Annotated in this window: 18 protein-coding genes and 2 pseudogenes; 12 read left to right on the forward strand and 8 right to left on the reverse strand. The window is 54.7% G+C overall.

What is annotated here, in order from left to right; genetic code table 11:
• Positions 1 to 50: 50 nt before the first annotated feature.
• The 5 genes and pseudogenes from J3A71_RS24935 to J3A71_RS24950 all read left to right on the forward strand — a co-directional run bounded on the left by J3A71_RS24935 (position 51) and on the right by J3A71_RS24950 (position 5,053).
• Complete coding sequence (locus J3A71_RS24935) at positions 51 to 1,340, forward strand: site-specific integrase (protein ID WP_209953444.1); 1,290 nt, start codon at positions 51 to 53, stop codon at positions 1,338 to 1,340.
• A 16-nt stretch (positions 1,341 to 1,356) separates the two neighbouring features.
• Positions 1,357 to 1,578 (forward strand): annotated as a pseudogene (locus tag J3A71_RS31540) (integrase); the annotation flags it as partial.
• 682 nt (positions 1,579 to 2,260) lie between these two features.
• Positions 2,261 to 2,902, forward strand: coding sequence for an ATP-dependent Clp protease proteolytic subunit (locus J3A71_RS24940; RefSeq protein ID WP_209953446.1), 642 nt, complete (start codon positions 2,261 to 2,263; stop codon positions 2,900 to 2,902).
• 253 nt (positions 2,903 to 3,155) lie between these two features.
• Positions 3,156 to 3,941 (forward strand): phage regulatory protein/antirepressor Ant, encoded by a 786-nt coding sequence (locus J3A71_RS24945; protein WP_209953448.1) that lies wholly within the window; start codon positions 3,156 to 3,158, stop codon positions 3,939 to 3,941.
• 314 nt (positions 3,942 to 4,255) lie between these two features.
• Positions 4,256 to 5,053, forward strand: coding sequence for a hypothetical protein (locus J3A71_RS24950; RefSeq protein WP_209953450.1), 798 nt, complete (start codon positions 4,256 to 4,258; stop codon positions 5,051 to 5,053).
• A gap of 1,324 nt (positions 5,054 to 6,377) precedes the next feature.
• Here J3A71_RS24950 and J3A71_RS24955 read toward each other — a convergent pair.
• Positions 6,378 to 6,761: a hypothetical protein gene (locus tag J3A71_RS24955; protein WP_209953452.1), complete on the reverse strand. Its 384-nt coding sequence runs from the start codon at positions 6,759 to 6,761 to the stop codon at positions 6,378 to 6,380.
• Between the two features lie 416 nt (positions 6,762 to 7,177).
• Here J3A71_RS24955 and J3A71_RS24960 point away from each other — a divergent pair, with 416 nt between their 5' ends.
• A complete protein-coding gene (locus J3A71_RS24960) occupies positions 7,178 to 7,405 on the forward strand; it encodes a helix-turn-helix transcriptional regulator (protein WP_245353441.1) in 228 nt (75 codons plus the stop codon).
• Positions 7,406 to 8,133: 728 nt separating this feature from the next.
• On the opposite strand, the gene J3A71_RS24965 is transcribed toward J3A71_RS24960, so the two are convergent.
• A complete protein-coding gene (locus J3A71_RS24965) occupies positions 8,134 to 10,632 on the reverse strand; it encodes a toll/interleukin-1 receptor domain-containing protein (RefSeq protein WP_209953456.1) in 2,499 nt (832 codons plus the stop codon).
• 281 nt (positions 10,633 to 10,913) lie between these two features.
• Here J3A71_RS24965 and J3A71_RS24970 point away from each other — a divergent pair, with 281 nt between their 5' ends.
• Positions 10,914 to 11,624, forward strand: a complete 711-nt coding sequence (locus J3A71_RS24970; protein WP_209953458.1) for a recombinase family protein — start codon at positions 10,914 to 10,916, stop codon at positions 11,622 to 11,624.
• Between the two features lie 82 nt (positions 11,625 to 11,706).
• Positions 11,707 to 11,913 carry a hypothetical protein gene (locus tag J3A71_RS24975; RefSeq protein ID WP_209953460.1) on the forward strand — a complete coding sequence of 69 codons (207 nt, stop codon included), beginning with the start codon at positions 11,707 to 11,709 and terminating at the stop codon, positions 11,911 to 11,913.
• A 183-nt stretch (positions 11,914 to 12,096) separates the two neighbouring features.
• On the opposite strand, the gene J3A71_RS31720 is transcribed toward J3A71_RS24975, so the two are convergent.
• The 3 genes from J3A71_RS31720 to J3A71_RS24985 all read right to left on the reverse strand — a co-directional run bounded on the left by J3A71_RS31720 (position 12,097) and on the right by J3A71_RS24985 (position 13,516).
• Positions 12,097 to 12,222 (reverse strand): hypothetical protein, encoded by a 126-nt coding sequence (locus J3A71_RS31720; protein ID WP_279923174.1) that lies wholly within the window; start codon positions 12,220 to 12,222, stop codon positions 12,097 to 12,099.
• 368 nt (positions 12,223 to 12,590) lie between these two features.
• On the reverse strand, positions 12,591 to 13,139 hold the full coding sequence (locus J3A71_RS24980) for an ImmA/IrrE family metallo-endopeptidase (protein WP_209953462.1): 549 nt from the start codon (positions 13,137 to 13,139) through the stop codon (positions 12,591 to 12,593).
• 11 nt (positions 13,140 to 13,150) lie between these two features.
• Positions 13,151 to 13,516 (reverse strand): helix-turn-helix domain-containing protein, encoded by a 366-nt coding sequence (locus J3A71_RS24985; protein WP_209953464.1) that lies wholly within the window; start codon positions 13,514 to 13,516, stop codon positions 13,151 to 13,153.
• A 1,054-nt stretch (positions 13,517 to 14,570) separates the two neighbouring features.
• On the opposite strand from J3A71_RS24985, the pseudogene J3A71_RS24990 reads away from it, so the two are divergent.
• Positions 14,571 to 14,765: pseudogene (locus J3A71_RS24990) on the forward strand (EI24 domain-containing protein); the annotation flags it as partial.
• A gap of 177 nt (positions 14,766 to 14,942) precedes the next feature.
• Here J3A71_RS24990 and J3A71_RS24995 read toward each other — a convergent pair.
• Positions 14,943 to 16,259 (reverse strand): PAS domain-containing methyl-accepting chemotaxis protein, encoded by a 1,317-nt coding sequence (locus J3A71_RS24995; RefSeq protein WP_016484909.1) that lies wholly within the window; start codon positions 16,257 to 16,259, stop codon positions 14,943 to 14,945.
• A 178-nt stretch (positions 16,260 to 16,437) separates the two neighbouring features.
• On the opposite strand from J3A71_RS24995, the gene J3A71_RS25000 reads away from it, so the two are divergent.
• Positions 16,438 to 17,628, forward strand: a complete 1,191-nt coding sequence (locus tag J3A71_RS25000; RefSeq protein WP_016484908.1) for a glycosyltransferase family 1 protein — start codon at positions 16,438 to 16,440, stop codon at positions 17,626 to 17,628.
• Between the two features lie 64 nt (positions 17,629 to 17,692).
• Here J3A71_RS25000 and J3A71_RS25005 read toward each other — a convergent pair whose 3' ends face one another.
• Together J3A71_RS25005 and J3A71_RS25010 are read right to left on the reverse strand one after the other, a co-directional pair.
• Positions 17,693 to 18,175 carry a glutathione peroxidase gene (locus tag J3A71_RS25005; RefSeq protein ID WP_016484907.1) on the reverse strand — a complete coding sequence of 161 codons (483 nt, stop codon included), beginning with the start codon at positions 18,173 to 18,175 and terminating at the stop codon, positions 17,693 to 17,695.
• 144 nt (positions 18,176 to 18,319) lie between these two features.
• Positions 18,320 to 18,805, reverse strand: a complete 486-nt coding sequence (locus J3A71_RS25010; protein ID WP_016484906.1) for a peptidylprolyl isomerase — start codon at positions 18,803 to 18,805, stop codon at positions 18,320 to 18,322.
• Here J3A71_RS25010 and J3A71_RS25015 point away from each other — a divergent pair.
• Both J3A71_RS25015 and pta read left to right on the forward strand, forming a co-directional pair.
• Positions 18,804 to 19,106: a DUF3565 domain-containing protein gene (locus tag J3A71_RS25015; protein ID WP_102667832.1), complete on the forward strand. Its 303-nt coding sequence runs from the start codon at positions 18,804 to 18,806 to the stop codon at positions 19,104 to 19,106. The genes J3A71_RS25010 and J3A71_RS25015 overlap by 2 nt on opposite strands.
• Before the next feature lie 31 nt (positions 19,107 to 19,137).
• Positions 19,138 to 21,225, forward strand: a complete 2,088-nt coding sequence (pta, locus tag J3A71_RS25020; RefSeq protein ID WP_016484905.1) for a phosphate acetyltransferase — start codon at positions 19,138 to 19,140, stop codon at positions 21,223 to 21,225.
• Positions 21,226 to 21,232 lie beyond the last annotated feature (7 nt).

A 21,232-nucleotide genomic window follows, 5' to 3' on the forward strand; every position in this document is an offset into this window, starting at 1 on the left:
CACGTAAGCGATGCCCTTTCCCAGCCCACTGATACACAAGGCTGGTACACATGGCACTCATAGCTCAACCATTCAGGCACCCTGACTCAGGCATTTATTACCTACGCCGCAGGGTGCCTGATGACCTCAGGCACATCATCGGTAAGACCGAGATTCGCCGCTCACTGAATACTCGACACCACCAGCAAGCGAAGGCTGCATTTGCTCTTGCGTATGCAGAGTCGGAGAGGCTGTTTAATAATGCCCGCCAGGGCCTCTACGTTGAGTCTCCTAAGCCCGAGACGGTAAACCAGCCTATACCTACGGCTACACTACCTGCCCTCAAAGAAAGCTCCATAAGGCTATCGGAAGCGCTTAGCCGCTACGTCCAGTCCATCTCCATGTCTGATAGGTCTGAATATGTTTCGCGGCGTCATGCGGTGGACTACAGCCGTGCCGTCAACCGGTTCATCTCGGACATGGGTGATAAGCCAATCGCCTCGATCCAACCTTCAGATATACATAAGTTTGCTGCGAACTTGATCCACCCTGCTGATGGCAGCGTAAAGCCGCTAGCAACCTCGTCCACCCGCCTACTATTGGCCAGACTGTCGTCCGTGATGGCGTTTACTGTTGATTCAGGTCTACTGGAAACCAACCCTGTAACAACATCTCGCATTCACAAGCGACTCGGATCGGGCAAACCGAAACGACGCCTGGACGATAACCGGGGCTATAGCTGGAGCGAGCTAGTCACGCTTTTCAGCCATCCTGAGTTTCAGCGATTGCGAGCCACCGAAGGTCGACCCGGCAATGCGGTGTTCTGGATACCGTTGATTGCCGCGTATAGCGGTGGCCGACGCGAAGAGTTGGCCCAGCTCTATGTGGAGGATATCCACCAGCACGAAGGGGGGGCATGGTTCATTCGGATCATTGACGACCGCCCCGACAAGTCTGTTAAGACAGACAGCAGCCGCAGGGAGATCCCTGTTCATCCTGACCTGATCGCCCTTGGCTTGCTGAAGCTCGTGCAAGGTCGTACACCTGGAACACGGGTGTTCCCTCAGTTGGTAAAAGTCTCTGACGGCTTTGCCGGGATCGTGTCCAAGTCATGGCGTCCGATCACCCAGCGGTGCGGAGTGTATCAACCCGGCCGCAACCCACTGCACGCGTTCCGTCACAGCTTCAAAACGCTAGCCAGGGAGCACGGGATACCCAAAGAGGTCAGCGATTGGATCACCGGGCATGCTTCGGGGCACATTGGAGACAGCTACGGCATCAACCCGCTGTCACGGATGGCGTCGGAGATAAAGAAACTACCCAGCATTGCGAAAGCAGCCGGCCTACTCCCCGCCGATTAACATGGAAGCGAGCAGCAAAACGAAGCTTGGCATCACCGATCCCCGCAAGACCTTTCACAGCTTCCGGCACCACGATGATTGACGACCCTCGTGAGGCAAGGTGTACAACTTCCTGATCAAGCGGATAGCTGGGCACGAGGATGCAGCGGTGAGGTTCAGCACCTACGGTAGCCGTAGCCCTCTGAAGGCGATGCTTGATGCACCCCACCGCGTTGTCATGCAGCCCCAGCAATATTAACGCAGCCATCGACTGCCGGTCCTTCGCCGTGCCCCTATCTATATGGGAGAAGCCGCTAGGGGCCTCGTATACCTGATTAAAGGCTTGCAGTCCTGGCAGGCGCGTCGGCGCACATTTTACGCATTGGGGATTGACATGCTGGTAAAACCCTGTACTATGGCGCCCATCACCAGATTCAGCGGTGATGTCCAGGCCCTCAGCGGCCACCCTAAAAAACTTACCTCCCTGCAGATTCGTCGAGAAAGACGAGTGGTTAGCACGGAGGATTTGTCGCGTCCGGGATTCTGCTAATCCCAACCGCATCAGCCCTAGTTTAAACTTCGAGAGTACCTGCCATGCCATGATTGCAAGATAAATCTGTGCCCGTAAAACGCCTTTTAATCGCAACTAGAGAACAACTATATGACATAAGATAACCGCCCTTCTTACGTTCCCGAGCATAGGGTCAGTCCGCCCACTCGCCACACATACTATAAACCCGACGAGACTTAGAGTTTACGTTACGGCACCCTATTGCCCAGAATTCGCCAAAATCCAAGGGAGGAATTTAACAACGAGCAAACTACGACCAAATTTTAATTATGCACCACCCAACCCTTATCAATAGGCCGCCCCCAGTACTAGCTCTAAATTTCGAGCGACGGCCACCTATTGCCCGAAATCCGTAAAGGAAGACAATTATATGAAACATCAAGCCAACAACGAACCTGTAGAACTCGAAAGCATTTACCGCCCGAATAACATCCTTGCCAAACAGCGAGTTTCGATGCAATACATCGTCCCGCTCACCGGCCCTATCGGGGAAATTCATGAGTATAGCGAGTTCATCAGCATCCTTGCCCATGCGGGAGAGGAAGACCATATATATATCCAACTCTCATCACCTGGCGGAAGCCTGGAGACTTGCGACTATCTCTGCCGCCGAATGGACGAATGCGAAGCTCACATCACTGTAGAGATCGGTTTAACTTGCGCCTTCACCGCTTCTGCTATAGCCCTTCAAGCCGATGATTGGGTGATCTATGACAGCAGCAGCATGATCATTCACTCCACTTCCTATTCTATGGGGCACGGGAAGGAGTCTGATATCCGGTCGACGATGGAGTACATGGAGCGAGTAAATCGGGAATGGATTGAACGGACATACAGCGGCTTTCTCTGCGAAGACGAAATGTACGACGCCCTAGCTTACGGTACAGAAATTTATCTCTATGCAGATGATTTGCGAGAGCGCATGCCGCTATTCCAGGAGCACCGTGAACAATGTAGAGCCCGACAGATCGAAGAAATCATGCGCCACTGGGACCAGCAAAAAGTAGCATAGAGTCATTAGATCAGCTCAACCCCACCTACTACGAGCACGACGGAACCCAAGTCTCCGTGCCCTCTGCTGACAGAACAAACCTGAGCATCCCACTAGAGGAGACAACTATGACTTAGACGCCACATAAACAAGCACTGATCTCGCCCAGTACTGAATCAATGCGCGAGACACATCATAATTTTGCCCACTTTAATCGCTTCAAAGTCGTAGCGACGGGCAGCTACACACCAAATTCGAGATACAAAGTTACTATATGGAAATTCAAACCATGCATACAATCGGCAGCTCGTTCAGCTCTACCCATCTGGAAAGCCTTATTCACATCGTGCCCTCCCCCGTTACCATGAGCAGCTTGGAGATCGCGAAGCTGACGGGTAAACGTCATGACAATGTGATGCACGATATTCGCCAGCAGTTTGAGGAGCTTGGTCAAGATGCCCTGGAATTTCAGGGCCACTATCAAGACTCCTACAACCGTAGCAAACCATGCTTCAACCTACCCCGCCGGGAGGTAGACATTCTGCTCTCTGGCTACAGCACCAAGATGCGGGCCGCAGTAGTTGATCGCTGGCATGTACTGGAAGCGGAGAAGAAACTTGGCGTCATTGAGATTCCAAGCAATCTCGTAGGCGCTCTGAAACTCGTACTCACGCTGAAGGAAGAGCGGACCATACTGGCGCAGCAAGTCGATGCCCTGGAACAACAGCTTGCAGAAGATTCCGAGAAGGTTGACTTCTATGACACGGTTTACGAACGGGATGATCTAATGAATCCAACCATGGCTGCCAAGCTCTTCGGTACGGGCCGGAATCGTTACCTTCAGTACCTCCGTGACCACAAGATCCTGATGAGTCGCCCGCACCAACAGAACATGCCATACCAACGGTATCTGGATGCAGGCTACTTTGAGGTGAAGGAAGGCATGTACGAGAACCTTAAGACGGGTGTGCGTGAACTCAAGGCACTCCCGCTCCTGACTGGAAAAGGCTTGATCTGGCTTCAGCAGTTCATCACCAAGCATGGTCGCGACGGGCTGTAAGCTACTCGCCCGCACTTATAAGCTAGAGCACGCCTAGCATTAAGCAGAACGTGAAGCGCTAACGACATGGACGTATGTTGCCCAGGACGACTTTATGCACCGATCTGGACGAAGTACACCTTGAAGATGGCTGGCACAATCGAACCAGCCATCACCTAGCGCCAAATCTTAAAAACCCTCCAGATAGCTCACTCAAGCCAATGGGCCACTGAACAGAGCTGGTGTCGTGCTGTCTGCGACAAGGCCAATCGCCCCCTCCCCAGGCAGGAACATCGGAGGATTGCACCCAGACATATTAAAATCATGGAAGAACTATGAGCAAGATTGACGCAACCCCAAAAACTCCCGCTGAGCATCGAGTAATCGAGCTTCGCAAAGAAGGAATGTCTATCGCAAAGATAAAGGATGAGACGGACGTAGCTGAACGACGAATCAAGACCCTCATCGAAGATATCCCGAAGGGTAAGAAGCCCACGAAGCGCACCGTAGAAATCATTACACCACTCTCCAGGTGTATTGAAAGAGTATTCCCCCTCGCCAGTCGAGAGACTGGTATCCGAGACCATGAGCTTCGTAAAATTCTACACGAAGAATATGGCAGCACTTGGAATACATCGAAAGGCTGCTACGACAGCAAGTTCACCAGTGACAATATAAAACGTGTCAAAGCGAAAGTTAGGCAGCGGGCTATCAATGAAGATTGCAACGTCAAATTCTTAACAGACTGGCTTGATGACCGTGCTCCCCGCTCAAGCTTTGACTTTATGATCAGTGCCGCGTCAGACCTCCGACGTCGGGCCGAAGAGTATATAGCTGAATACATGACAATTCATGAAGCTAGACAAGGGGATGACAGCGATGATGCAGTACTGGCTCGTACTAAGCAACGTTACGCAACTCTACGATTTCTCTGGAAGCTGGCAGTACCTGATTACGGCAAGGAACCACTTGAGAAGCTATTGAATAGATCAATCAAGTTAGTTGATGAGCTTGAAGGTATCTCTGACATGGAGCACTCAGGGCACGGAAAGGCTGAGAAACCTGACTACTATCCTGAGCCATCTGGACGTAATCACTTCCTTGATTACATTGAGGCTCAGAAATGGATCTAATCGCACCATCCGGAGCGTATAGAATCGAGATCCACTTCTATTTGTCTGGAAATCGCAAACCGCGCCTACCATATTATATGGCACAGTAAATTCCAGACACGATGACATAGGGGAATTAATAGTTTTCACCGTGGCGCCTACGCCACAGGCAGATTAGACTTTGCCTGATGCACGAATAACAACTCTATGTAGCTTGGAAAGAGACGGGGCAAGAAAGGCCCCTCTCCTGCTCTTAATCTTAACCTTGCTGAGGCTGTAGATGTTGTACAACGTGACGGGACGTCACCACGTATCTGCAAGTCTGCAAAGTTACAGAACAGCTTTGGGGGGGGCTTTCTCGCCCCTGCCCCCTTCTTATAGCCCTGCAGTGAAGCGAGAATAGAATTCTATGCAGAGGGAAGGAACAAGGGCGAGCAGAGCCCCTTCCCGCTCTTGATGTTACTGTACAGCGTTACCCTGTGGCCTCAGCCACAATTGGTACACACTTCGAGGACTTTCCTTCACCATCTTAGGATTGATAGTCGATAGGCGCTTATCAATTCTAAAACGGGGGGGACGGAGGTGTGCAGCACCACCTCGCCCTTAGCTGAGTACCAACTCTATAAATTAAACCAGCAGTGGATTAGCGTGACGATGCGTCACAAGTTAATCTTCGAGAGAAGACCAGGATTCTCGTGGGGCTTTGCCTTCCTACCCCACTATAAAAGTATAGCCGTTAGGCGCAGCATCAACTCTATAGGACAGGGTGGAGTGCTGCACCAACACCTTGCTTGAGTAAGCTCCCCCTATCAGGCTCTCTCACACTTAGACCAGGGGTTTTACCAAAGACCCACAGTGCTTGCACTTCACTGCTTGCATCTTGATCAACTCAGCACAGAACGGACATTCTCTCTGGCCGCCTACACTCATTACTGGCTGGCCAGTAGCATGGTCCGACTCAACCACTACCTCTTGCCATCCTTTACGCAGGTAAGAGTTCGCGATGATGCTATTGATGCTGAAGGCGTACACGACAATTGCTATGGGCAACGCGATAATTATCCCTGGACCACCGGTTGCCAGCGAGAAGCCACCAACCAGTAATAGCCATAGGAAGAAGTGCCCCCAGAGACCCTTGCTGGCCAAGTACAATGGCCCGAAAAGCACGACTAAACCACTAGCCTCCCTACTAATGGACTCAGTGTGACCATTTGCTGGATTACGGAAGGTCCTTGCCATAGATATTCCTTGAAAACTTCGATAGTTAGAAATAGATAATGCATGCAACTTCAACCACTTGATAACACTTGGCCTGATACGGGCATCCCTGCCCTATTCAGCAGAGCTACTCGAAGCTCAACGGCCCCTCAATCCGTTTACATGTATTAGGCAAGAGAGGATTAAAGAACGCAATAAGAGTTTCGAAGTCTGAATCAATGAAGGTAGAGTGAACAACGCAATTCAGAAAACCACTTTGCAACGCTTGCTTGTCTACTGAATGTATCCACCCGTTTTTGATTACACCGGACAATGCGTAGTCAAATCGGTCACGCCTGATGGTGAAATAGCGGGGTAGCAAATCCGTATCGATCCTCACCACACGGTTGCTGTCCATCTTCATCAGCAGAAGCAACATGAGTCCGACGCTATCGTCCCCCAGCGGCACGTATGCTGCCAGTGCCTCAATTGCGTACGCTGGGACTTTTACCATTTCGTCCTGACGGTTCATCCATCACGCTCCCACTGCTACAAGAACGAGGTGAGAATGATCAGTCCTTTCTGTACGGGAAGAGCTGGCAAAGGCGTCAACCGCATCTTGCTGAAAACTAGGGATGGTGCTGGTCGCTGAGTATATGTTGATCATGGTTAAGCTCCTGTAAATCAGTAATAAAGTTTGTCTTACGGCCTTACTAGACTTACTGACTTACAGGGCGCACCGGCATACAACACGTACTACACGCTCCCCCCTACCTACAACATGGAAGACTCAACCTCTCACAGGAGAGTACGCCTGGTGGGCTCGGGCTGATTGGTAGCCTCGGGCGAGACCAATAATGCCATGCCATCGATGAAATTCACAGCATACTGTGAAGACGCCAGCACAGCCCGATCCGAGAGTGCTACCTCATGCAAAGGGGGTACGGTTTGGACGCAGGATTGGCATTCGGTAAGATTCTCCGCGAGCGGCGGAAGCAGGCAGGAATGACACAGGAGAAGCTGGCGCTGGAGGCAGATGTCCAAAGGAACTACGTCAGCCTCATTGAGAGGGGCGTACATCAGCCCACCATCAACATCATCTTCAAGCTGGCTGCTGCACTCGGGTGCAAACCGTCTGACCTCATGGCAGACGTCGAGACGCTCACCCTCGATTGACCCTTGCTTGCCAAGACAGTAGCCCGGCTTGCTTAACCAGAGGCCAGGTTACCCTCCTTTGCGCCACAGCCCCTACAGATCAAGCCTTCGATTACTAGACGCATAAATAATCTCGAACTAATTGCCCCAAGGCATCTTTTCTGGAAATGCTCTCCTCTGACTAGCGTCTAAGGCCCTAGTTACGTGGCATTGACGGTGACAGCGCTAAGCAAATGACGCTACACGGCCTTATCTCTCACAAATTGCTGGAGTTCTAGCCGCACACTGTAGGGTTCCCCGCCATTGGCGGAAAAGTAAGCTCCTTCATTGCAGGGGCTAGTGTAGGGCCAGCGAATTTGCTCACGCCGTTCCCGTTAGCGGCCCTGTGCCCGATGGTTCGATGTGAGCCCTGTCTTGCCCCGCCCCCGGTCGGCGATTCAATAGAGGTAGCCCTGGCAGCTTTTCGCGTGTCATTACGGGTGTGCTTCATGTACCACAATCGAACCGGGTGGTCTTTGCCCGCCATATTTTGGAGTTTCGGACGACGGCGATTTACCGGCACGGCAATGGCTCTTAACAGCGAGCCACATATAAAGTGGGTCGCAACATCTGGCTTCTCTCAAGCCGCGTAACTGGGAGCCTTCGCAGGGAACGATTCAAAGTACTAACGGAATAGTTATAACAGCTAAGCACTGAAAGCGTGGGCGCCGCTAGGAAGCGCCCACTAAAAGTCACCTACGTGCCATAGGTCACCGAATCAAAGCGAACCAAAAGCTATTTACATCTTTAGCAGCCAACTCTCCCTCTAGCGCCTTGAGTTGCGCCTCATACGAAATACGCTTTTGATCATCAAGCACGCTGTACTTTAGTTCCCCGGCTAACGCATCACGCCGCATCGACATATAGACCACCCGATGAGGGTCTTTAATATTTTCAAGAATGGCAAGGGCCCTTGCATAACGACTACGCTCGATTTCCAAGCGACACTCTAACCCCAGGCGTATATCAATTTTTGTATGGGCGTAAAGCTTGGCCATACGCTGTATGACTTGCTCAGCCTCCATAATTTTCGAATCGCGTATAAGGCAAGTAGCTAGCTGAGACAGAACATTAAAGGGAGGACGCTCGCCATCAAGCGACGCAATAGCTTCTTGTGCTGCCTTCAATGCATCAGCTACTAGACCAAACTTGAGCTCTACTGTAGACAATCTATGTTTGAAGAAGCCTTCTTTATCAACTGCTCTCAGCTTCTCCAACCCCTTCCTCGCAGACTCCTCATTCCCCTCACGAGTTGCTATTTGAACCGACAAATCAATTATAAATTGATTGTCAGATTTACTTAAAGCCTCTTCAACATGGTGTTTAGCCTTAGCAAATTCATCTGACAGATAATAGCAAGTAGCTAGCTCTCGATTAATGGTCACACCTTTCCGACCACTTTTCATCGCATTTTCAAAAGCGGCTATGGCAGAATCAAGCTTTCCTTGCTTGCGGAACAAAAAACCCTCTAAAAAAAATATATCCCGCACAGGAGCATAAGCTCGATGCTTAGCTATTTCTGCGATGGCAGCGTCCCATGCCTCATCCTGAATCAACGCCCTTATAAGCATGTCACGAGCCACTTCATTATTAGGGCGTTCTTGAAGCGCCAATGTAGCGCACCGAATCGACATTTTAAAATCACGGCGATGATAATAATCTTCTGTCAAGCTTATTAAATCGTTCACCATATGAAAGCCATCTGTATTGCTAGAGCCGCTTCGGACACATGCTCTGAAATACAAACGACACAAGTCAAGACGAGGCAGCTCCGCATCTTCAGCGTCCATTACCGATTTCAAACTGTCCCGAACTACGGAGTGATCTATTTTTATCTGAGGACGTAGTGCGGTCGATACGGAGTCCGTTAGTGGATCAGAGATGGCGTACATTCCTGACTCGGTCGGCACAACCAATGACTTATCAATCAATACAGAAACCTCTCCAGCCACGACGGAAGGTTCTACTCCAAGCGCTTCAGCGATTACGAGCAAAGGAATCGGGCTATAGGTAGCCAACACTGCAAGTACGTTGATCTGACTCTCACTGAGAACCTGCTCCGTTAAAAACTTAATAAATACAGCAGCCTTGAAATTGACTAGCCGTTCTTTATCAGCCAAGACAACATCAACACCATATCCTTTAATCAGCTCTACCGCATAATAAGCCGACGGAGGATAACCATTGACATAATCAGCAAGCTCACTTACTGCTTCAGGACTCAAAGTCAAGCCTGAATCACCAGAGATCTTAGCAATTAGCCTTTTGGTATGCTCTTTTGTCAGAGGCCGCAAGGCTAAACTGGGAATATGATTAGCTGGCTTACGATTAGAAATTATGAATAAGTAATTACCATTGTTTGCCGACGCTGCAACAACCGCCTCGACAAAACCATGCATAAACCCATCAGAATTAAATAGCCCTCCTACATCAACCAGCAAGGGCAACTCTTTATTTGAGATAGAAGTTTCGAAAGCCGATATTATGCGACGAACCAACTCCTCACCATCTTGAGCATTTATACTTTTAACAATATGCTCAAATCCCGCCTTAGTAGAATATGGCTCAAGCTGATCAGCTACTTTTATCGCAAGATCCTTTAAGTTATCCCCCTGAGAAACCATAATTGGCAGCACGCGATTGAAAGTTAGCGCCAACTTCGAGACTTTTTCAATAAAAGTTTTCTTGCCAATTTTTGGCAGCCCGTATATCGCCACGCTACGGGGTGGAGGAGAACCGATCGGCGTTAGGAGAGCCTCAAATTTTTCAATATCACTAGAGCGACCTTCAAAATAAGGATGCTGAGCCGCCCTTATTAAGGAATCTATATGATAGCGAATCTCCCTCGCGACTAACTTAGGCGAGGCAACGCGAGTTATTTTTGCACGATTAAGCCACTTTGGCAACTGAACGGGATCTATATTTGAATCGAGAATAAATACAATTGCCCTACTCAACTTACCCTCAAGCTTTTTATACCAGGCCTCTTCAAGTTCAAAATCCACCCAAGGCCGCCCCAAAGCAACTTCAGATGCAAAAAAAACGAACACTGAAGATTCATCCAAGTGCTCCTCAATGGATCTCTTGAAAGTCTCAGCACTGTCAAATGAATACTCATCAAACTTGCAAAATTGCCTACCAAGGTCATTCGCAACAGCTCGAACAAATTCCTTGTTAATCCATGCGTGGGACAGAAATGCTTTGATCACAGAGAAACCCTTCGGGGTAGATGGGTGGAAACTCTCTACGTTACTTCGAACCTCATGCAGTTGTCTACGCCGTCAGACTCCGCGTACAGTTTTACCTTCGTGCCTTTCCAGCACGTAGTCACACCCCCTTCAACATCATTGCTGTGTCTTTCCTTTAGGCAGAACAAGACGCCCCTACGACTATGAAGCTGACCACCGGTGAAAAACATCAAATTTAACACTTCTCTGATGTTCGTCTGCAATATGTTATGATCACCCCAACCAGAATATGAGGCGAGAAAATGATGCAAGTAGTGGCCTACGCAAGGATGAGTACAGACGATCAGTGCTTGTCGGTAGGCGGCCAGTTCGCAGCCATCAAGATCGCAGCAGATGCACACGGCTGGGAGATCGTCGCGCAGTTCACTGATGAAGGCGTTTCAGGTGCCATTGACCCTCAAGACCGTCCACAATGCCGCCTCGCTCTCGCAATGGCGAAAGGGCTGGACTGCCCAGTTGTCGTGCATCGGGTAGACCGGCTTACACGCGACCACGCCCACTTCGTCACCTTGCAGAAGAAGTACATTTTCATTGAGGCAGAGGACGTTCATAGCAGTGGGCTTCTGCGGAATATCAAATCCCTACTTGCTGAAGAAGAGCTACTGAAAATCCGTGCTCGCACAAAGGCTGGATTGGCCGAACTGAAGAAGCTCGCCGCCAGTGGTAATGCTGAAGCGCAAGAGAAGGTGGCGCGCCGGGATGCTGGCCGTGCCAAGGCGTGGGCAGTGGGCAACGGCGCCGCTATAAAGGCTAAGAAAGAGAATGCAGACAATCGCGCCGACGCTATCGCTCACCACATCAAGGCGTGCTTGTATGACGGGTGCATGTCGCTTGCAGCTATCGCCCAGTGCCTAAACTCGAAAGGCGTAACTACAGCCAAGGGGAGCAGCTTCCAGCCTATGACCGTGTCACGCCTGATGAATCGCCTTGGCTTATCTTTCAACGAACAGTGATTTCTCTGCTCCATGAGTCGGCACGGGTATGAGACCGTATTGCGAATGGCTAACTACAAAACCCTCTGCGGGAGACAACCAAATGGAAGATAAAGCCGCTACCATCGCGGATGCCCTTGAGTTGCTATGGATGAATCAGCAGGCGATACGCGCCTCCACCGAGGAGCTCGCATTATGGGTAAAGCAAAGAGGCTCCGAGAACAGCTATCAGAACACCATGATAGCCCTCCAAGCGCTGGATTCGAATGCAGAAGCTATCGCCCAGGCATTGCAACGACTTCGATCTTAGCGGATGAACCTCGCCCACCATATTTTGAAATCAGAGCCACTGGCAGCCTCTTGGTATGGGATTGCTCCTTAACCTCGGCACACGTTCTCTCGAACAGCACAATCTGCCCGTAATCCTTAGGGAGCAAATGCACGATAGGTAAGAAGGAGGGACAAGTAACGGCACTACCCTCTCCCTACAATATCATTTTTTCTTGGGCGGTGGCTTTACTGTTTCAACGGTAGTGGTTTTTGGCCGGCGCTTCGCTTCTTCAATTGTAATGAAGCGACCACTGCCCGAATCCCGACCACGCTTATTGGCTTTGCTCATATAGTTTTCTCCAAAGATGGTGAATCGACTAAAGCCCTACGTCTAGCCCATCCCCGGTTAGTCCGAGGATGGGGTATTGCAAAGGCTCGCTGTTAAGCGCGGACCAGGAAGCACCATGCTTCGTGACCGTACTCGTGGGCGTCCAGTACGCGATCCGAGTTCTTCACTCGACGGTAGCGGCAGCAAACCCAGCGGAACCCTTTAGGGGCCGGTTTTTTGGGCATAAGCCATGTTCACCTCCTCAGGGGAGGGGATTTTTTTCTTGCATTCTGCAGAGAAATGACTAACCTTCCGTTCGCAGATTGACGTCCGCAAGTGCGAGTTCCTCCCCCTAAACTCGCAGGGCTGATTGGAGTTGCAGCTCCGCATTAGCCCAAAATTTTCATGAGACCCTTGCTAGCAAGGATCTTGTTGTGTACCACGGCGGCATCCCGTGATACGCGAAATCTCTGCACTACCTCGTCGAGGCATTGGCAGGTGATCATTTTTTCGCTTGGCATGAGTAGCGCCCCAGCGAACCGGTTAGCTTGCCATTCGCTATCCTTGTAGGCAGCCAATTTCCCCTGTTCCGATCTATGAAACCGGATTGGCACGTTGCGATGCATGAGCCAGTGGCCTAGCTCGTGTGCCGCTGTAAAACGATCCCGCCCCCTGCCCTCCACTATCCCTTCATACACATCTGATCGAAAACGAATCACGTTTTCCGCTGGGATAGTGAGGCCATGATTGAGACCCATTTCATGTTTCTCTGCCACCTCCAGGGCGTACCCTGGAAACGCTTGTGGCATCACAAATTCCAAGACTTCCGCAATGGGGAAAGCGTCGCTCTGGATTCCCAGTTCGCGCCTTACCGCCATCGCCACCCCGAAAACATTGTCTTGGCTACGAGGTGGCACTTCACATGAAGGGCCGCTCATCGAGTCGTCTCCTACTTCTTAGGCTTCTGCAGCAACGCAAGAAGCTTGTCCAGTTCCGTCGACTTCATTTCCCCAAACTGCCTAGCGAACGCTAAAGCCGTCTCTTGATGCTTCTGAGAAAGATCCCTTACCTCCAGAGCGATTTGTCCTCTACTGATCTGCGCTGCATCCTCGATCTCCATAAACTCCGCCGAACCCTCGTGAATGCCGAGGTAGCCGGCTACTTTGCGGGTAAGCTCATCCGATACAGATTTTTTACCGGTCTCGACAGCCGACAAATAGGCAGAGCTAACCCCGAGACCTTCAGCCATATCCTTCAGCAGCAACCCACGATCTATCCTGGCTTTTCTGAGGAATTTTCCGAATTCTGTAAACATACCATGCTTCCCCTTAGACGGTTCTATGACCAATCTGGATGAGAGATTAACCTTGATTGGTTAATCATGCAACCAGCCAATGGGAAGATTTTATCACCTAACCAGCCAAGCTCTAAGCATTGTTACGCCAGAATGTGACGCCGCCTCATGCCTTCAGCGAAGGGCTGCGTCCGTGATTTCACCTGATAAACATTTTGGTACGAAGGCCTCGACGGCCTTCAACCGGCAAGACCTTCACCTTTAGAAATCGAAGGCTAGCTGCCTAGGAACACTTCGATAATGCTGGCAGACATGCTCCCAGCGTCCGAAGCGCCATCGTGGATAGGCATGAACGAAAACAGTTTTATATCGTGGAGCCGACGAGCGGCGATTGGTTCGTCTAAGCATAGAGGGTCAGGCCTCCTAAGGATTTGCAGGGCAATGCAGTCCTCTGGGCGTGACGGCGTACACTTAAAGTGTATTGACGTGACGGTCACGCTGTTGGCTTAATGGCCGTCTGCCCAGATTCATGCGTTCTTAGAAATGCGCGTATCGGGGAGGGCGAGTGGAGTACGTGAAGTTTGGCGACAGACCGTGCCCCACTCGCTGGCTTACCTCAACGACCCCCTACATATGGGGGTTTCGCGTTTCTTGGGATACAAGATAATGCGGTACATTGCGGCTTTGCAAGGCTAGCGCCTGTGGATAACTTGTGCGTACTTTGTGAGTGAATGGTGGGTATCCGCTGTAGGCCTTGTGCCAAGTGGTTTGCAGTATTTTTCTGCAACGTGGCGCCCAGCGCAGTTTTTTTCGGGCGCGAACCCTATCACAAAAAACGGTTCAGTCGTGACGCAATGACTCCTCCCGCTGCCCCCCTCTAGAAGCGCCCCGCCGCCTGACGACAATCCAAGGTTGGACGGCTCTTGATCGCCCTGAGCCAAGGGCAGGTTAAGTGATGTAAGCAGCGTTCTGCCACTTCTCAGGACATCCACCTAGCTGATACATTTCCCGCTCATATCCTTGGGAAAGGGCCTTGATTTACGCGGTTGCCAGACCTATTAGCCGGCTTTTGCTGTACATCGACTACCCGGCGGACAACAACAAGATGAGCTGGCAGGACATGCTGGCCTGGCTGCGCAGCAAGCGCTGGCAGTCGCTGGGCTTTGGCGGCATCACCTACCTGGCGTTGATGATTCCGGGGGTGAACGTGCTGATGATGCCGGCGGCGGTGGCCGGGGCTACGTTGTTCTGGGTGCGGGAGCGCAACTGATCCCGGAGCGCATGCGAGATTCTCTGCAGGAAATCGCTCGGTCCTTTGAGGTGCCCTGTGGGAGCGCCCGCGAATGGGGGCACGCGGTGCCTGGCACCGGCTTTGCCGGTGTTCGCGGGACAAGCCCGCTCCCACAAAGTGGACTGCTCACAGAAAAGAACCAAGCTGGCCTGGGGCTTACTGCCCCAACCGGCTGGAGAACTGCCCCACCACATCCACCACCCGTTTCGCCCCGTCCTGGATCTCGACAATCACGCTACCTGTCTCGTCAGCCAGCGCCAGCCCCTGCTCGGCCTGGCGCTTGCTGGTGTCGATGATCGCCACTGCCGCCTGGGCCAGCTGTTCGTTCTGCTGTACCACCCGGGCAATTTCCTCGGTGGCGGTACTGGTGCGCGACGCCAGCTGGCGCACTTCGTCGGCAACCACGGCAAAGCCCCGCCCTTGCTCGCCCGCGCGGGCCGCTTCAATGGCCGCGTTAAGGGCCAGCAGGTTGGTCTGCCCGGCAATGTCGCTGATGGTCTTGATGATCGAACCGATCACCCGCGACTGGGTGTCCAGCGCCTGGATGCCCTCGGCCGCCTCTTGCATCGAGGCCTCCAGGCCACGCATGACGCTGACGGTCTGGGTAACCACCTCGGTGGCTTTGCGGGCGCTGACATCGGTACCCAGCGAGGTGCTGTAGGCGACATCTGCTGCCTGGGCCACGGCCTGCTCCTGGTTGACCTGGTCGGTGATGACAGTGGCGAACTTGACCACCTTGTACAGGACGTCGTGGGCATCGAAGATCGGGTTGTAGGAAGCCTCCAGCCAGATCACCCGGCCATGAGCATCGATACGCTTGAAGCGTTCGGCGACATATTCACCACGGCGCAGCTTGTCCCAGAACGCCTGGTAGCCGGCCGAGTGGGCCTCCTCCGGCTCGCAGAACATGCGGTGATGCTTGCCGCGAATCTGCTCCAGGCGGTAACCGACAGTGGCCAGGAAACGCTCGTTGGCCGTGAGGATGGTGCCGTCGAGGTCAAACTCGATGACAGCGGTAGAACGCATCAGCGCCTTGATCAGGCTTTCATGCTCGCGGGATGCCTCGATAGTGCGGGTAAGGTCGCTGGAATGCAGGGTGAAATACTTGATGCGCCCCTCGCCGTTCTTGACCGGCTGCAGAATCGAGCGCAGCCAGGCTTCCTGGCCGTTGCCGCGCAGCAGGCGGAAGGCACCATTAAGGTGCTCGCCCCGGCTGATAGCGCTCTTCATGCGTTGATAGAAATCCAGCGACTTCACATGGGAAGGGACGATGTCCTCGATGTTGCGTCCAAGCAATTGTTCGGAACGGTAAAACATTTCGCTCTCGAAATTACCGTTGACCATCTCGATCCGTCCCTGGGGGTCGAGCTGAAGTACCAGCATCTCGCTGTCGAGACTGCTCTTGACCTGTTCCACTGACATCAGGTCTTCGCGCAGCTGCCGGATTTCTTGCTTGAGCTTGCTGTTGAACATCACCGCACTCCTGGAGCGCATCATCTAATCGAATGCATCTTCATCGGCTGCCGGTTGCACCTTCTTGAGCACCGGGCAACGAAATATTCATGAAGGCAAAAGCGTCAGTGGTCAGGCGTCATCTCTACGTCACATAACCGTCAAATTGGCGCAACCCGGCAGGCGGAAACTTTTTGTCATGAATACAGCCGCCCTGCGCATCACCCTGGTCAGCGAGACCTTCCCACCCGAAATCAACGGCGTGGCCAACACACTTGGCCGCCTTGGTGAAGGGCTGCGTCAACGCGGCCATGAGGTCGAGGTGGTACGCCCGCGCCAGGCCGGCGAAGCACCTGTGCACAACGACCCGCATCTGATGCTGTGTCGTGGCTGGGCACTGCCCGGCTACCCGGGTTTGCAGTGGGGCGAAGTGTCCATGCACACGTTGCTACGCCGCTGGCGGCGGCAGCGCCCGGACGTGCTGTACATCGCCACCGAGGGGCCGCTGGGGCTCAGCGCCCTGCGCGCCGCCAAACGCCTGGGAATCGCGGTCGTCAGCGGCTTCCACACCAACTTCCCGCAGTATTCCGGTCAGTACGGGCTGGGTTTGCTAGCGCGCCTGCTCACCCACTACCTGCGCTGGTTCCATCGCCGCACGGCAATCACCTTGGTGCCCAGCCTCAGCCAGCGCCTGGAGCTGGAACGCCGTGGTTTCGAGCGCCTGGAACTGCTGGCCCGGGGTGTCGATGCCTGCCTGTTCAACCCCGCCCGGCGCAACCAGGCGTTGCGCGAAAGCTGGGGGCTGGGCCCGGACGATATCGCCGTGTTGCATGTCGGACGGCTGGCAGTGGAAAAAAACCTCGGACTACTACGCCCATGCGTTGAAGCATTGCAGAAGACTTATCCACAGAAACGCCTGCGCCTGATCCTGGTGGGTGACGGGCCACAGCGCGCCGCCCTCCAACAGCAGATACCGGATGCCATGTTCTGCGGCGCCCAGCGCGGTGAGGTGCTGGCCGAGCACTACGCCAGCGGTGACCTGTTTCTGTTCCCGAGCCTGACAGAAACCTTCGGCAATGTGGTGCTCGAAGCCATGGCTTCGGGGTTGGCGGTGGTTGCTTATGACGAGGCAGCCGCAGCGCAGCACATACGCCACGGTCACAGCGGCGTGCTGGCGATGCCGGGGGACCAGGCGGGGTTTGTCGACGCGGCCTGCTGGCTGCTGGAGGAAGAGGAAACGTTGCGCCGGGTGCGCCTTAATGCTCGCCAGCATGCCAGCCGTCAGGGTTGGCCGGCGATTGTCGAAGAATTTGAGGGGTACCTGTGCAACGCTTGCAGGCAGCCAGGTGTTGCGGCTGGGCGTTCTGCGCCATTTTTGCAGCGCCTGTGACATCGAGCGCCGCGCGGGCAGCGCTCGATGTCACAGGCGCCAAACGTTTCGCGACAGGCACTCTTCAGGCCAACGCCTTCTCGATCGCCTGCACCACCGCCGGGTCATCCGGCGCCGTGCGCGGCGAAAAACGCGCCAGCACCCGCCCATCCTTGCCCACCAGAAACTTCTCGAAGTTCCAGGTGATATCACCGGGGAACTCGGCCCCCTCACCCGCCAACAGGCGGTACAACGAATGGCGTTGCGGCCCGTTGACCTCCAGCTTGCCGCCCAGCGGGAAGCTCACCCCGTAGTTGAGGCTACAGAATTCCTGGATTTCCTTTTCGCTGCCCGGCTCTTGGCCGGCAAACTGGTTGCACGGCAGGCCAAGCACGTTGAAGCCCTTGTCCTTGTAAACCTGGTAGAGGTTTTCCAGGGCCTTGTACTGCGGCGTGAGACCACATTTGGAGGCAACGTTGACCACCAGCACCACTTGGCCCTTGAACGGTGCGAGGGACAGCTCCCCGCCGTTCAGCGCCTCCAGTTTCAGGTCGTGAAATGCACTCATGACGAATCCCCTCTCAGGTTCCCGGTTGCCGCACAGGCGAATTGCGCCCACTAAAAAGGCGCCCGTTCAAACCGTCCACCTCCCGTAGGAAGGCAAATCGGCTTGCCCGAGCGCCTGGCGACTTTCTGAGCTTAGCGCAGAAAATCAGTGGTGATGGCCACCCTCACCGTGGATGTGGCGGTGAGCGATTTCTTCTTCGCTGGCGTCACGCACGTCGACTACCTTGACCTGGAAGGTCAGGCGCTGGCCGGCCAGCGGGTGGTTGCCGTCAACGGTGACGTCGTCGCCGTCGAGGTCGCGGATGGTCACGATCTGCATCTGGCCGTCCGGCGCCGAAGCGTGGAACTGCATGCCCACTTCCAGCTCGTCAACGCCTTCGAACAGGCTGCGGTTCAGGGTGCTGACCAGCTCGGCCAGGTATTCGCCGTAGGCGTCTTCCGGCTCGATGGTAACGTTCAGCTCGTCACCGGCCTGTTTGCCTTCCAGGGCTTTTTCCAGGCCCGGGATGATGTTGCCGGCACCGTGCAGGTAGACCAGCGGCGCGCCACCGGCGGAGCTGTCGATGGTCTCCCCGGCGTCGTTGGTCAGGGTATAGTCGATGGAGACAGCCTTGTTGGCGGCGATCAGCATGGGGCAAGACCTTTTGCAAAAGTATGTAGAGCGGACAAGTGTAACCAAGCCATCGTCCGATTGCGAACGCACTGCGGACGAGCAACGGCCCATCAGTCGGATGACCGGCTTCCATCAGGACGAAGAAGGCCACTGGGTGGTCGAGCTTTCGTGCGGTCACACACAGCACCTGCGCCACCAACCGCCGTGGCAGGCACGCCCCTGGGTGCTCGATCCGGCACAACGTACGCAGCGCATAGGCCAACCTTTTAGTTGTGGCTGGTGCGCACAAGGGACCGATAGCGCTACCCTTGGCCGTTAATTTCTTGCACCGCTTATTTCGAGAAGCACGCATGCAGACATTTTTCATTGCGCCGACCGACTTTGGTGTCGGCCTGACCTCCATTAGCCTGGGCCTGGTGCGCACCCTGGAGCGCGCCGGCCTGAAAGTCGGTTTTTTCAAGCCGATCGCCCAGCCCCACCCGGGCGACACCGGCCCCGAGCGCTCGACAGAACTGGTGGCGCGCACCCACGGCATCAAGCCACCCGTGCCTCTGAGCCTGGCCCAGGTCGAGCGCATGCTTGGCGACGGCCAGCTGGACGAATTGCTCGAAGAAATCATCCGCCTCTACCAGCAAGCCTGCGTTGGCAATGACGTGGTGGTGGTCGAGGGCATGGTGCCCACGCGCCACGCAAGCTACGCGGCGCGGGTCAACCTGCACCTGGCCAAGAGCCTGGATGCCGAGGTGATCCTGGTGTCGGCGCCGGAAAACGAAGTGCTCAGCGAACTGTCCGGCCGGGTTGAACTGCAGGCACAGCTGTTCGGCGGCCCACGCGACCCGAAGGTACTCGGAGTAATCCTCAACAAGGTGCGCACCGATGAAAGCATGGCGGACTTTGCCACCCGTCTGCGCGAGCACTCGCCCTTGCTACGCGGCAACGACTTCCGCCTGCTCGGCTGCATCCCCTACCAGCCAGAGCTGAACGCCCCGCGCACCCGCGACGTGGCCGATCTGCTCGGCGCCCAGGTGCTCAACCCCGGCGACTACGAGCAACGGCGCATGAGCAAGATCATCATCTGCGCACGCACCGTGGCCAACACGGTGCCGCTGCTGACGTCGGGTACCCTGGTGGTCACCCCGGGCGATCGCGACGACATCATCCTCGCCGTCAGCCTGGCCGCAATCAATGGCGTACCACTGGCCGGGCTGCTGCTAACCAGCGACAGCAAGCCCGACGCGCGTATCCTCGGCCTGTGCCGCGGCGCGCTGCAGGCAGGCTTGCCGATCCTGTCGGTCAGCACCGGCTCGTACGACACTGCCAACCAGCTCAATTCGCTGAACCGCGAAATCCCGGTCGACGACCGCGAGCGCGCCGAGTTCATCACCGACTTTGTCGCCAGCCACCTCGATGCAGCCTGGTTGCACCAACGCTGCGGTACGCCGCGCGAAATGCGCCTCTCGCCAGCGGTGTTCCGCTACCAGCTGATTCAGCGGGCGCAGCAGGCCAACAAGCGCATTGTCTTGCCAGAAGGTGCCGAGCCGCTGCTGGTGCAGGCCGCAGCTATCTGCCAGGCGCGCGGCATTGCCCGCTGCGTTCTGCTGGCCAAGCCCGAAGATGTCGAGGCCGTAGCCCGTGCGCAAGGCATTACCCTGCCGCCTGGCCTGGAAATTCTCGACCCCGAGCTGATTCGCGGGCGCTACGTGGAGCCGATGGTCGCCCTGCGCAAGAGCAAGAACCTCAACGCGCCAATGGCCGAGCAGCAACTGGAAGACCCTGTGGTGATCGGCACCATGATGCTGGCCCTGGACGAGGTGGACGGCCTGGTCTCGGGCCTGGTGCACTCCACCGCCAACACCATCCGCCCGGCCTTGCAGTTGATCAAGACCGAGCCGGGCTCCAGCCTGGTGTCATCCGTGTTCTTCATGCTGTTCCCCGAACAGGTGCTGGTGTACGGCGACTGCGTGATGAACCCTCACCCGAGCGCTTGCGAACTGGCCGAGATCGCCCGGCAGAGTGCTGAATCGGCGCAGGCCTTCGGCATCGCGCCGCGGGTGGCGATGATCAGTTATTCAAGCGATTCGGCCAGTGATGAAGAGGTTGGGAAAGTGCGCGAGGCGACACGCCTGGCACAGGGTGCAGCGCCGCAGCTGCTGATTGATGGGCCGCTGCAGTATGACGCGGCAGCCAACCCGGCGATTGCACGGGAGCTGGCGCCAGGTAGCCCGGTGGCAGGGCGTGCCACGGTGTTCGTGTTCCCCGACCTCAATACCGGCAACACTACGCACAAAGCAGTGCAACGCAGTGCCGACGGGGTCAGCCTGGGGCCAATGCTGCAGGGGTTGCGCAAACCGGTGAACGACTTGCCGCGCGGGGCTCAGGTTGACGATATCGTGCATACCATCGCCCTGACGGCGATTCAGGCCAGCGTAGCGCGCTAAAAGCTGG

The organism is Pseudomonas sp. PvP089 (assembly GCF_017875165.1).
Taxonomy (GTDB): domain Bacteria; phylum Pseudomonadota; class Gammaproteobacteria; order Pseudomonadales; family Pseudomonadaceae; genus Aquipseudomonas; species Aquipseudomonas fortuita.